9 protein-coding genes, 1 tRNA gene and 1 pseudogene are annotated in these 12,568 nt (G+C 69.2%); 9 read left to right on the top strand and 2 right to left on the bottom strand.

Annotation, left to right across the window (positions count from 1 at the left end; translation table 11 throughout):
- The 7 genes and pseudogenes from JOE59_RS07085 (at position 1) to JOE59_RS07055 (ending at position 10,227) form a co-directional block, all read left to right on the top strand.
- On the top strand, positions 1–1,074 hold the full coding sequence (locus JOE59_RS07085; protein ID WP_204459533.1) for an ABC transporter permease: 1,074 nt from the start codon (positions 1–3) through the stop codon (positions 1,072–1,074).
- A pseudogene (locus JOE59_RS07080) lies at positions 1,071–2,758 on the top strand (ABC transporter ATP-binding protein). Before JOE59_RS07085 ends, JOE59_RS07080 begins: the two are co-directional and overlap by 4 nt.
- On the top strand, positions 2,758–3,615 hold the full coding sequence (locus tag JOE59_RS07075) for an ATP-binding cassette domain-containing protein (RefSeq protein WP_204463291.1): 858 nt from the start codon (positions 2,758–2,760) through the stop codon (positions 3,613–3,615). Before JOE59_RS07080 ends, JOE59_RS07075 begins: the two are co-directional and overlap by 1 nt.
- Positions 3,612–4,628: a D-isomer specific 2-hydroxyacid dehydrogenase family protein gene (locus tag JOE59_RS07070; protein WP_204459532.1), complete on the top strand. Its 1,017-nt coding sequence runs from the start codon at positions 3,612–3,614 to the stop codon at positions 4,626–4,628. Before JOE59_RS07075 ends, JOE59_RS07070 begins: the two co-directional genes overlap by 4 nt.
- A gap of 91 nt (positions 4,629–4,719) precedes the next feature.
- Positions 4,720–4,792 (top strand) — tRNA-Asn (locus tag JOE59_RS07065).
- 136 nt (positions 4,793–4,928) lie between these two features.
- The gene (locus JOE59_RS07060) at positions 4,929–6,134 is read left to right on the top strand and encodes a HupE/UreJ family protein (RefSeq protein ID WP_204459531.1); all 1,206 of its coding nucleotides are present in this window, start codon (positions 4,929–4,931) and stop codon (positions 6,132–6,134) included.
- Between the two features lie 154 nt (positions 6,135–6,288).
- Positions 6,289–10,227: an outer membrane protein assembly factor BamB family protein gene (locus JOE59_RS07055; RefSeq protein WP_204459530.1), complete on the top strand. Its 3,939-nt coding sequence runs from the start codon at positions 6,289–6,291 to the stop codon at positions 10,225–10,227.
- A gap of 71 nt (positions 10,228–10,298) precedes the next feature.
- Here the strand turns inward: JOE59_RS07055 and JOE59_RS07050 are convergent, their stop codons facing one another.
- Complete coding sequence (locus JOE59_RS07050; protein ID WP_204459529.1) at positions 10,299–10,784, bottom strand: GNAT family N-acetyltransferase; 486 nt, start codon at positions 10,782–10,784, stop codon at positions 10,299–10,301.
- Between the two features lie 158 nt (positions 10,785–10,942).
- On the opposite strand from JOE59_RS07050, the gene JOE59_RS07045 reads away from it, so the two are divergent.
- Both JOE59_RS07045 and JOE59_RS07040 read left to right on the top strand, forming a co-directional pair.
- A complete protein-coding gene (locus tag JOE59_RS07045) occupies positions 10,943–11,629 on the top strand; it encodes an AzlC family ABC transporter permease (protein ID WP_307837128.1) in 687 nt (228 codons plus the stop codon).
- Positions 11,626–11,931: an AzlD domain-containing protein gene (locus JOE59_RS07040; protein ID WP_204459527.1), complete on the top strand. Its 306-nt coding sequence runs from the start codon at positions 11,626–11,628 to the stop codon at positions 11,929–11,931. The genes JOE59_RS07045 and JOE59_RS07040 overlap by 4 nt, the downstream gene beginning before the upstream one ends.
- A 36-nt stretch (positions 11,932–11,967) precedes the next feature.
- Here JOE59_RS07040 and def read toward each other — a convergent pair whose 3' ends face one another.
- Complete coding sequence (gene def / locus JOE59_RS07035) at positions 11,968–12,531, bottom strand: peptide deformylase (RefSeq protein WP_204459526.1); 564 nt, start codon at positions 12,529–12,531, stop codon at positions 11,968–11,970.
- Positions 12,532–12,568 lie beyond the last annotated feature (37 nt).

Here is a 12,568-nt window from a genome sequence, read left to right as displayed (position 1 = left end):
ATGTCGACCGACACCGTCATCCAGCCGCCGAAGCGGCGCCTGCGCGACCGGCTTCCCGTCGTGCACCAGCTGCGCCAGAGCGTCGGCCTCCAGCGAGGCATGCTCGTCGCAGGCCTCGTGCTCACCGGCCTCTTCGTGCTGGTCGCGATCTTCGCGCCGCTCATCGCCCCGTTCGGCTTCGCGCAGTTGCGCGATGCCCAGGGCCCCTTCGGCAGCCAGCAGCCTCCGTCGGCCGAACACCTCTTCGGCACGACCGTCGGCGGCTACGACGTGCTCTCGCGCGTGCTGTGGGGCGCCCAGACCGCCCTGTACGTCATCGTCATCGCGGTCATCCTGTCGATCTTCGCGGGCGTGCTGCTCGGCCTCGTCTCCGGATACTTCGGCGGCTGGCTCGACCGCGTGCTCGTCGTGGTGTGCGACGCGATCTACGCGTTCCCGTCGCTGCTGCTCGCGATCGTCATGGCGATCGTCATCTCGGGCGGTCAGTCCAACCTGTGGGGCGGCGTCTTCGCCGCGGCGATCTCGATCACGGTCGTGTTCATCCCGCAGTACTTCCGGGTGATCCGTGCCGAGACCGTGCGCATCAAGGCTGAGGCGTACGTCGAGTCCGCCAAGGTGCTCGGCGCCTCGAACGGCCGGGTCATGTTCCGTCACGTGCTGCGGAACGCCACCCGCACCCTGCCGCTGATCTTCACCTTGAACTCGTCCGAGGCGATCCTGACCCTCGCGGGCCTCGGCTTCCTCGGCTTCGGCATCGAGCCGACGGCGGCCGCGGAGTGGGGCTACGACCTCAACAAGGCGCTCTCCGACGTCTCGAGCGGGATCTGGTGGACGGCGCTCTACCCGGGCATCGCGATCGTGCTCGTGGTGCTCGGCATCACGCTCGTCGGCGAGAGCCTGAACGACCTCGCCGACCCGCGCCTGCGCGGCCGCCGACGCGTCGCACAGGCCTCCGGCGAGGTCGCCGAGACCTCGGTCGTTCCCGGCGGCACGCTGATCGCGGGTCCCGGAGGGCTCGCGGGGCTCGAAGACGGCGAATCATTCGACGAACACGGAATCGGGGTCCGCTCATGAGCACGGTCGTCAACATCGAGCGACTCGGCGTCTCGTTCGCCACCGACGCCGGCGCCGTCAAGGCGGTCGACGACGTCTCGCTGAAGGTCGAGCGCGGCGAGGTCCTCGCGATCGTCGGCGAGTCGGGGTCCGGCAAGACCGTCACCGCGAAGACGATCCTCGGCCTGCTGCCCGACACGGCCACCGCGAGCGGCGCCGTCATCCTCTCGAACAAGGCCGGCACCTCCGAGAGCGATGTCGTGTCGCTCTCGAAGAAGCAGTTGCGCGCCGTCAGGGGCACGGATGTCGCGATGGTGTTCCAGGAGCCCTCGAGCGCCCTGAACCCGGTGTACACCGTCGGCTGGCAGATCATCGAAGGCCTCCGCGCCCACTCGTCGATCTCGGCGAAGGACGCACGTGCGAAGGCGATCGAGATCCTCGGTCGGGTCGGCATCCCCGACCCCGAGCACCGAGTCGATCACTACCCGCACCAGTTCTCGGGCGGTCAGAAGCAGCGCATCGTCATCGCCATGGCGCTCGTGCTCGACCCCGGCCTGATCGTCGCCGACGAGCCGACCACGGCGCTCGACGTGACCGTGCAGGCCGAGATCCTCGATCTGCTCCGCCGTTGCCGCGACGAGTTCGGCATGGGCATCGTGCTCATCACGCACAACATGGGCGTCGTCGCCGACCTCGCCGACCGTGTGGCCGTGATGTACCAGGGCAAGGTGGTCGAAGAGGCCGACGCCAAGACGCTCTTCGCCTCGCCCAGGCCGAGTACACGAAGGCCCTGCTCGCTGCGGTGCCGTATGTCGGCACCGGCACGGCGAGCGCCATCGAGCGCGCGGCGAAGCGACCGGCCGACTGGGTCGAGCAGGCGCCCGTGGTCGAGGCATCCGGTCTCGAGATCGTCTACCCGGGCCGCTTCGGGCGACCCGGTTTCCAGGCCGTCGGCGGTGTCGACTTCGTGATCCGTCCGGGCGAGGTGCTCGGGCTCGTGGGGGAGTCGGGCTCGGGCAAGACCACCATCGGCCGTGCGATCGCCGGGCTGACGAAGGTCACCGGCGGTTCGCTGCGCGTGCTCGGCCACGAGATGAACGGGGTGCGCGAGCGCGAGTTCCGGCCGCTCCGCAGCCGAATCGGCTTCGTCTTCCAAGACCCGGCGTCGAGCTTCAATCCGCTGCTGACGATCGCCGAGTGCGTCGCCGAGCCCCTCGTGATCCATGGCAGGGCATCGAACCCGGCCGCGGCGCGCAAGCGGGTCGACGAGTTGCTCGAGGCGGTGCAGTTGCCGAAGGCCTACGGAGACCGCTACCCGCACGAGCTGTCGGGCGGCCAGCGTCAGCGCGCGAGCCTCGCCCGGGCGCTCGCGCTCGAGCCCGAACTGCTGATCGCCGATGAGCCGACGTCGGCGCTCGACGTCTCGGTGCAGGCGCGCGTGCTCGAGCTCTTCGCCGAGCTGCAGCGCGAGTTCGGCTTCGCCTCGCTCTTCATCAGCCACGACCTCGCCGTCGTGGACATCCTCGCCGACCGCATCGCCGTGCTCTACCGCGGATCGCTCGTCGAGGAGGGCACGGGTGCCGAGGTGCTCGGCGCACCGAGCGACCCGTACACGCAGCGGCTCCTCGCGTCGCTGCCGGTACCCGATCCGATCGCGCAGGCCGAGCGTCGCGAGGAGCTTCGCCGACTCCGGGAGGCCGTGTGATGCGTGGCGCGGCCCACGGCTATCCGATCGTGCTCGACGACTTGTCGGTCGAGTATCCGGCGAGGGGTCCGAGCCCGGCGCATGTGACGCTGCACGGGCTGAGCCTCACAGTGGCGCCCGGGGAGGTGCTCGGGCTGCTCGGCAGCGCCGGCAGCGGCAAGAGCACCCTCGCCAAGCTGCTCTCGGGTGTCGCGTTCGACACGCGCGCGGCCGAGGGCCGGCCGCTCATCACCGGCGGTGACGCCACCGTGCTCGGGCAGTCGCTCCGCCGCCTCCCGAAGCGCAAGGTGCCCGAGTACCAGTTCCATGTCGGCTACCTGCCGCAGGACGCCGCGTCGACGCTGCCCGCCGACCGCACCGTCGCCGAGATCATCGGCGAGCCGATCCTCGAGCGCGACCACCGGTACAACGCGCGCGCCCTGGCGACCCGGGTCGCCACGATGCTCGACGGGGTGCGTCTCTCGCTCGGCAAGCTCGACATGTACCCGTACGAGCTCTCGGGCGGTCAACGGCAGCGCGTCGCGCTGGCCCGCGCGCTCGTGCTGGGGCCATCGGTGCTCATCGCCGATGAACCCACGGCGGGAATCGATCTCACCGTGCGCGACGTGGTGGCGCAGCTGATCGGCGAGCTCCGACAGGAGCACACCTTCTCGGCGGTCATCATCAGCCACGACCTTCCCGTGCTGCGAAGCACCGCCGAGCGCGTGGCGGTGCTCGACCGGGGTCGGCTCGTCGCCATCGGCACGATCGACGAGGTGCTCGACGATCCGAAGCATCCGTACGTGATGGCCCTGGCCGGGGCGCTCGACGCCGGACACGCCGTGATCGACGATCTCGACCTGGGGCCTTCGGTATGACGGATGCCGCGGCATCCGTCTCACGTGCACGGCACCGCGTCGTGGCCGGTGCCGCCGCCGGGCGGCGCGCCGCTGCGACCCCGGTCGAGGCCGGGCCCGTCGCGATCCTGCCGACTGCCGAGCCGGCGTTCGTCGACGCGGTCGAGCGGGCCGGGGGAGTCGTCGCCCCGCTGACGGCGGCGACCCGCGGACTCGTGTGGACCGCGGCATCCGGAAGCGACGACCTCGCACGGGTGCTCGACGAGCACCCCTCGATCGGCTGGCTGCAACTGCCGTGGGCGGGCGTCGACGCGTTCGCCGGGTTGATCGAGCGTGCCGCCGGCGACGGCCGCGTCTGGACCAGCGCGAAGGGCGCGTACGCGCAGCCCGTCGCCGAGCACGCGCTCGTGCTCGTGCTCGCGGTGCTCCGAGAGCTCCCGAGGCGTGTGCGTGCGACATCGTGGCAGGCCGACGAGCTCGGCCGCACGCTCTACGGCGCGAACGTCGTGATCGTGGGCGCCGGCGGCATCGCCGTCGAACTGATTCGGCTGCTCCAGCCGTTCGGGACGCGCGTCACGGTCGTGCGGCGCAGCACGGAGCCGGTGGTCGGAGCCGAGCGCACCCTGCCGACGGCGCGACTCGGTGAGGCACTCGCCGACGCCGACGTGGTCGTGCTCGCAGCGGCACTCACAGGCGACTCACGCGGATTGATCGGCGAAGGAGAACTGCAACGGATGCCTCGTGGCGCCGTGCTCGTCAACGTGGCACGCGGCGGCCTCGTCGACACCGAGGCCCTCGTCGCCGCCCTGACGTCGGGCCATCTCGGCGGGGTCGGGCTCGACGTCACCGATCCCGAGCCGTTGCCGGCGGGGCATCCGCTCTGGCAGGCGCCGAACTGCATCGTGACGCCGCACGTCGCCGACACCGAGGAGATGACCGTGCCGCTCTTCGCGGAGCGCATCTCGCAGAACGTGCGCGCGTTCCTCGGCGACGGCGACTTCGAGGGCCGGATCGATCCTGTCGCGGGCTACTGAGTCGGTCACCTCGGGCTCGGCATTCTCGAGGGGGCCTCGGATTGGGAGTCGGGCGAACCTTTTGCTAGAGTATCCATCGCTGAACAAGCGATCCTCCATAGCTCAATTGGCAGAGCAATCGGCTGTTAACCGGTAGGTTCTTGGTTCGAGTCCAAGTGGGGGAGCGACAAGCCCCGCATTCCATGAATGCGGGGCTTTTTCGTTGCCTCGGGGTCGGATCGCACTGCAGCCTCCGTTTCTCGTCCGGCCAGATTCCGTTCACTCGATTGTTGGAGCATCTGCGTTCTACGAAGGAGCCAGATGTCCATCCGTATCGGCATTCGACGTGCCCTCATCCCGATCGTCGCACTGGTGATCGTCGTCATCGCCGCCGTCATGCCCGCGGCGCCGGGTGCGGCGCACGGGTTCTCGACGGTCGTCTACGTCGATGCCACCGCACCGGGCGCCGACCATGTCCGCACCGAGATCGGTCTCGAGTACGACCTGCTCGTCGCTTCAGTGGCGGGGAGCCGAGACGTGCCGCAGTTCTTCGACGAAGGGATGGCGGCGTTCGGGACGGGAGAGGAGTCGTCGGCGCTCAACGCGCATGCCGACGCCATCGTCGGCTACGTGACCGACCGTTTCGCGGTGAGCGCGAATGGACGAGCGTGCGAGCCCGCGCAGTCCGGCGCCCTCGGGGTGATCGAGCGGCACGACGTTCCCTACGCGCTCCTCACGCTCGACTTCGCGTGCGAGCCGGCTGCCACTCACGCATTCCGCAGCACGCTCTTCCCCGATGAGGAGCAGTTCGTGCGGGGCACCGTCACGATCGTCGAGTATCGACTCGATGGGCGCACGAGCACCGCGACGCTGAATCGCGAGGCGCCGGAGTTCGACACGGAGCAGCCGTTGATCGAGCGGTTCTCGCAGTACTTCGTCCTCGGTGCCGAACATCTGCTCTACGGCATCGATCACCTTCTCTTCCTGCTCGCACTCATCATCGGGTCGCGGCGCCTTCGGGACGTGGTGATGGCGGCGACCGCGTTCACGGTCGCTCACTCGGTCACCTTCACCTTCGCGGCGCTCGGCATCATCTCGGTTCCCGCGGCGCTCGTCGAGCCGGTCATCGCGTTGTCGATCGCCGTGGTCGCAGTGTGGTACCTCTGGCGCGCACGTCGCGATCGGGCGGCGTCACTCGTCGTGCAGCCGGGCAGGACCCGTCTCGACGTCGGCGATTGGGCCAGGCTCGCGGTCGTATTCGGGTTCGGGCTCATGCACGGACTCGGGTTCGCCGGTGCGCTCGGCATCGACGAGCCGTTCTCGTGGCCGCTCCTCTGGTCGTTGCTCGTGTTCAACCTGGGCATCGAGGCCGTGCAGGTCGGGATCATCGTCACGCTCTTCCCGCTGCTCGGGCTGTGGCGCCGACAGGCTCCGACGAGTTCGATCATCGGCGGGGCCGTCATCGCGTCAGGGGTCGCGCTGATCGGTCTCGTGTGGTTCGTGCAGCGCGTGCTCGGCATCGGATGAGTGCAGTGACGATGGTCCGGGAATGGGACGGTGAACTCCTGACGAACACTCAGTTCATGTGGCATCCGCAATTCAGGATGTCCCTACGCTCGCTGCTGTGAAAACCTCTCTACGGCTCTCTGCCGTCTCCTTACTGGTTGGGCTCGCAATAGCGTTGGTCCCTCTCCCCGCATCCGCTCACGTCGGCGAGCATCAGGCCGAGATCGTGGTTCGCACGGGTTCGTCATCGATGGCCGTGCTGACGTTGCCTGAGGACGTCGTCGATGTCGAGACCGCTGCCGACTTCGTCGCGGCCCGGGTCGCGGGCCCTTGCGCTGCCGACGCTGCCGCGTTCCCGGGTTCCTCGGTCGGCGCACCCGGTGGCGTCGTCGTCGAGCTCAACTGGGCGTGCCGGGTCTCGCAGCTCGACCTCTCTGCGCTGGTCGAGTCGGCGGGTCTGAATCGTGTGGTCACGGACTTCGACGGGATGACCGTGAACGCGGATCCCTCGATGCCCGTGGTCGACGCGGGTGGCGCGCATCCTGTTGCGCCGTCCATCCCGTTCCTCCTGATGGTGCTCGCAGGCCTTGTGGCTGCAGCCGCCGTGGCGTTCGGCGTGTGGTGGATGCTGCAGTCTCGGAAGTTCCGAGCCGAAGCGAGCACGCGTCGGAACGCTGTTGATTCGACGAACGGACGCCCATCGCGCACTCGTCGGGTCCGTGGCGTCGCCGGCGTACTCGCCGGCGCGCTCGTCCTGGCGCTGGTGCCGGGCTACGCCGCCACTGCGACCGAGGTGCCAGACGACCTGGTGCTCGTGACGCAGAATCCGAAGGAAGGCGATGCGCTGACGTTCAACTACAAGACGGACACGCCGTCGTCGACGAACTGGGTGGGGATCTACCGGCCGACAGACCAACCGGGTCCCGTGGCTGCGACGATGTGGAAGTACACGGCCGGCCCGTCGGGCACGGTCACCTTCAGCGGCCTCGAGGCCGGCACCTGGAAGGCGCATTTCCTCGCCAATGACGGATACGACCCCATCGTCGCTCCCATCACGTTCACCGTCGCGCCACGGGCGAACACCGGCACCACGGTGCCGGTCAGCGGAATCGTGTACACCGACCAGGACGCGGACGGCACACGCGACGACGGTGAGCCCGGCATGGCGGGGCTCTCAGTGACGGACGGCCAGGTCTGGGCCACGACCGATGAGAACGGTCGCTATCAGATCGACATCGATCCCGCCCGCCGCGCGACCGACCTGGTCAGCGTCGTCTCGCCCGACGGCTTCACGCCGACCCTGCGCGACGACTTCGTACCGCAGTTCTTCTCGAAGGTCGACACGAGCGGCTCTGCCGCCGAGGGCGTCGACCTCGGTCTCGTCCCCGACGAGCACGCCGCCGACCCGACGGAGACGTGGCTGATGGTCTCCGACACCGAGGTGGTCGGCTTCACCGACGAGCGGGCGGCGGAATCCCTCGCGGCATGGACCGCGCGGGTCCACACGCTCTCCGAGGTCGACGACGCGAGCTTCACGATCACGACCGGAGACCTGACCGTGACCGACTACGCGGCGACGGAGCGACGGCAGAAGGGCTACGACGTGCTCCGCGACGGACTGCGTAACGGAGGCCTCGGACATCCGTTCTATCCAGTCATGGGCAATCACGACGTCGGCGGGCCCGCCGGTGCTTCGGGATACGGCGGAAGCATGGAGTTCTGGCGACAGAACATGGGCCCGGAGTGGTACTCGTTCGACCGCAACGGCCGCCATGTCGTGGTGCTCGAGGACAACTACGACGCACGCGGCCTCGCACCGCAGCTCGCGTGGCTCAAGGAGGACCTCAAGCGTCACGCGGAGGGCAAGCAGGTGCTGGTCTTCGCGCACCGTTCCCTGTTCACGAAGTGGGGTCCGGGCGCCGGGATGCAGCCGATCGTCGATGAACTCGCCCGCTACGACACGCGCATGTTCGCAGCCGGGCACAATCAGCAGGCGGAGTACCGCCGGGGAGCGTTCGCCCGTTCGGTCGAGATCAACAACCAGGGCACCTACGGAATCGATGGCGCCCGCCCCGACTACAAGATCCTGGACTTCTCGGCCATCACCGATGACGAGTCGACGCCTGAGAACGAAGACCGCGGACTCGTGTTCGGCACGCACCGGCAATTCGAGATCGATGACGATGCCGCACTCGTGAGCCCGGGAGAGGGAGGCCGATTCGATGCGGGCAGTCCCGTCCCGGTGCAGGTCTACGCGGAGGACGACGGACGCACACCTGCTACGGCCACGGTCACGGTGCAGGACGCTCGAGGACGGGTGGTCTGGACCGAGGACCTCGCGTTCGGCGGGGACGCAGCCGCACTCGGTCGCGAGAACTGCTACGTGGAGCCTGGCGGTGATGGGCCCGAACCATGCCCGCCGGCACGAACCTCCTGGACGCGCGCGGTGAGCGAGATTCCGGCACTCCGCGCCGGTGACTACACTGCAGACCTTGCGGTCGTCGGCACCGACGGAAACGGATGGCCCGAGCGATCGACCTCGTTCAGCGTCACGAAGGCGGCAGACGAGGAACCTGCGTTCGACGGGGACTGGGTACGGCAGGGCGGCACCGAGGCCGGACGGTCGTCGGCAGCGACGGATCCGGGCGCCGAACTCGACCTGCAATGGGTCCAGAACACCGGTGAGCAGTTCAACCTCAATGGCTCGGTCATCGCCGACGGGCGAGTCATCGTCGCGTCGGAGGCGTTCGATTCGCCGTACAGCATGATGCTGGCCTACGACGCCCGCACCGGTGCCGAGCTCTGGCGCACCTACCTCGACGGCGATGCGGAGTCGGCACCGTCCCTGCACGAGGGCAAGGTGTACATCACGACGTCGAACGCGCGGCTCTACGCGCTCGATGCCGAAACGGGAGCCGTCGCCTGGGAGACCATCGACGACGAGCACCGCCAGGCGACGTCGGTGCGAAGGTACGGACGCGCCGGCGGACCCGTGAGCGTCTTCGACCTCCCTGCCGAGGGGCGTGCCGTCGCGGTGTACCAGGAATACGGCCGTGTGATCTGCCGCGACGCGTCAGACGGCAGCAAGCTGCCCGGTGGATTCTCCGCTCCGGCGGCATGGGGCGAGTTCCACAGCACGGCGGTGCGCGTGCCCGGGAGCAACCGTGCCTGGATGCACAGCGGTTCGAGCGAGACGCTCATCGGGCTCGACCTGTCGACCTGTCAGCAGACTAGCTCCACGGGCACGAATGGCGGACTGCAGAGCATGTCGTCACCGGCGCTCACGGATCCCGAACAGGGCGAACCGAAGGTCGTGACGGTCACGAAGGACGGCGTCCGTGCGCATGATCCCGGTGACGGGCACGTGCTGTGGCACGCCGCCCTCTCCGGCGAGAAGTGCGAGCCCGGTCCGCCGCCGGTCACGAGTCCGGCCATCCGCGGCGAGATCGCCTACGTCGCGGCGATCGACGGGGTCATCAGGGCGTACGACACCGCGTCGGAGACCCCGAGCACCCCGATCTGGGCGACGGAGGTCGGGTATCTGCCAGGCGAGGCACCGTCCGACGACCCCGGAAGGGCAGGATGCGGTGCTGACGCCGTCGGATCTCCGACGATGCATCCGCTCGTCACAGAAACCATGGTCTACGCCGGGACCTGGGACGGCCGCCTGCTCGCCCTCGACCGGGCGAACGGTTCGCTGGTCGCCTCGTACGACCTCGGTGGCGGCGTCGCCTCGGCGCTCTCGGTGAGTGGTGACTGGCTGTACGCGCTGACCGACGACGGATCGATCCACGCCTTCACCGCGAGGCCCGAACCCGCGCGGGAGCTCGCCATGGACGTGACGGTCGGGAGTCGTTGCGCCGGTCCGAACGCGAAGCTGTCCGTCAAGGTGGTCAACGCCGAGGAGGTTCCGATCGACGTCTCGATGGCCACCGAGTTCGGCGACAAGTCGTTCGACGGCATCGCCCCCGGCGAGAAGGCGTTCCACCCGTTCTCGACACGGAAGCAGGTGCTTCCGGCCGGTGAGGTGACGGTGACGGCGACCGCAGAGATCGACGGGGAGGAAGTCACGACCACGCGCTACGTGGAGTACGAGCGGAGGTCCTGCGGATAGATCCCGCTCTGTCGGGCGGTCGGCGCGAGTGCGCCGGCCGCCCGACGGCTCCTCGACACGACCGTGTCGGCTCACCCGTGCTCGACGAGATCCTTGGCCATCCAGTGGTCGGCGTACGGTCCATCGCTGAACGCCGCAACCTCCCGATACCCCGCGCGACGATACAGGCGCTGCGCCTCGACCAGGTCACCGCGCACTTCGAGTCGTATGCGTCGTACCCCGCGCCGTTCGGCGACGCGCTCGACCTCGCCGATCAGCGCCGCTCCGAGCCCGCGGCCGCGTGCTTCAGACGTGATGAAGACGCGAGTGAGTTCACCGACTTCGGCGTCGATGTAGCGGACTCCGGCGCATCCGAGCACCTCGTGCCCGTCGCGGGCGACGACGAATGCTCCGGTCTCGCCGCGGAGGTCATCGCTCGGCTCGTCGGCGAGCGTCTCCTCGATCTCGGAGTCCGTCGCGGGCCGCCCGTTGTAGCGGCCGATGATGTCGTCGTAGTAGCGGCGGAGGATCAGGCGCGAGGACTCGGTCGTCGGGTCGACCTGCACGAAGGTGAGCACCCGCCAACGCTAGCGGAGGTCTGTCGAGCGCCAGTCGGGGCACAGGCGTCCCGATATTCTGAGGAGCGGAAGAAGGAGGGTCCGTGGACGAGCGCACCGCCGCCGACGCGTCTGCCGCCGGCGACGGCGCGGGCGCTGCCGCCGAGCGCTCGACGGCCATCCGCGACAGCCTCGCCGTCGGGCTCGCGACCGCGATCTACGGCGTCTCGTTCGGAGCCCTCTCAGTGGCCGCGGGCCTCGACATCTGGCAGACATGCTTCCTCAGCCTCGTGATGTTCACTGGCGGCTCGCAGTTCGCACTCGTGGGCGTGCTCGCGAGCGGGGGAGTCGCCGCGGGCGGGTCCGCGATCGCCACGGCTGCGATGCTCGGCATCCGCAACGTGGTCTACGGCATGCGCATGAAGCCGATCGTCGACGACGTCGATCCGGCCACCGGGCGCGGCAGCATCTGGCGACGCGTCGCTGCGGCGTGGGTCACGATCGACGAGTCGACGGCGGTGGCGCTCGCTCAGCCGAGCGATCGCGCCGCCCGCGTCGGCTTCTGGGTGACCGGCATCACGATCTTCGTCGGCTGGAACCTCACGACGCTCGTCGGCGCACTCATCGGCGACGCGATCGGCGACACGCGGGCATGGGGGCTGGATGCCGCGGCGGCCGCGGCCTTCCTCGGGCTCCTGTGGCCGCGACTCAAGCGATTCCAGGCCGGCGCGGTCGCGGTGGCGGCGGCGGTCGTCGCAACCCTCACCACACCGGTGCTCATGCCCGGGCTTCCCGTGCTCGTCGCGGCCGTGGTCGCGGTCGTCGTCGGCTGGTTCAATCTCTTCGATCGGCGGCGCGCGTCGTGACCACGTGGCACATCATCCTCATCGCCAGTGCGGCGACCCTCGCCCTCAAGCTCGTCGGGCACCTCGTGCCTGCCGGGTTCCTCGAGCGCGAACGACCTGCGCGCATCGCCGACCTCCTGACCGTCGCGCTGCTCGCCGCACTCATCGCGGTGCAGACGCTCGGTGTCGGCCAGGACATCGTGATCGACGCCCGCGTTCCCGCGCTGATCGTCGCGGCAGCGCTCTACGCGCTCAGGGTGCCGTTCATCGTGGTCGTGGCGGTCGCCGCGCTCGTCGCCGCGGGCATCCGCGCACTCGGGTGAACCGGCGCCACGCGGCATCCGCTGGTCTGGCGGTGCTCAGGCCTCGAGGTCGTCGACGCCCGGCATCCATTGCGCGCCGGGCTTGCCCCAGCCGAGCTTGCGGGTGATCTTCGCGACGATGCGCTGATCGCGCTCACCGAGGCGGTCGGTGTAGAGCGTGCCGTCGAGGTGGTCGTACTCGTGCTGGAAGATGCGCGCGAGCCATCCCTCGGCCTCGATCTCGAACCGCTCGCCGTCGAGGTCGGTCGCGCGGAGGATCGCGCGCTCGGCGCGCCGCAGCCCGAATCGCTCGCCGGGGAAGGAGAGGCAGCCCTCCTCCTCATCGATGTCGGGCTCGCCGGCAGGAGGCGGCGAGATCCAGAGTTCGGGGTTGATCGCGACGCCACGCCAGCGCGTGCCGTCTTCGTCGACCCATCCGTAGGTGAAGAGTCGCAACCCGACGCCGACCTGCGGGCCGGCGAGCCCGACGCCCGGCGCAGCGTCCATCGTGTCGAACATGTCGGCCACGAGGGTGCGGATCTCGTCGTCGATCTCCTCGATGGGGAGGGCGGGGGAATGCAGCACCGGGTCACCGGCGATTCGAATGGGGAGCACGGCCATTCGGCAAGGATATCCGGCACGGAACGGGTAGGGTCGA

Source organism: Agromyces cerinus, from assembly GCF_016907835.1.
Classification (GTDB): Bacteria; Actinomycetota; Actinomycetes; order Actinomycetales; family Microbacteriaceae; genus Agromyces; species Agromyces nitratus.
The sequence above is the reverse complement of the archived record's forward strand: the minus strand, read 5'-3'. Positions and strand labels throughout refer to the sequence as shown.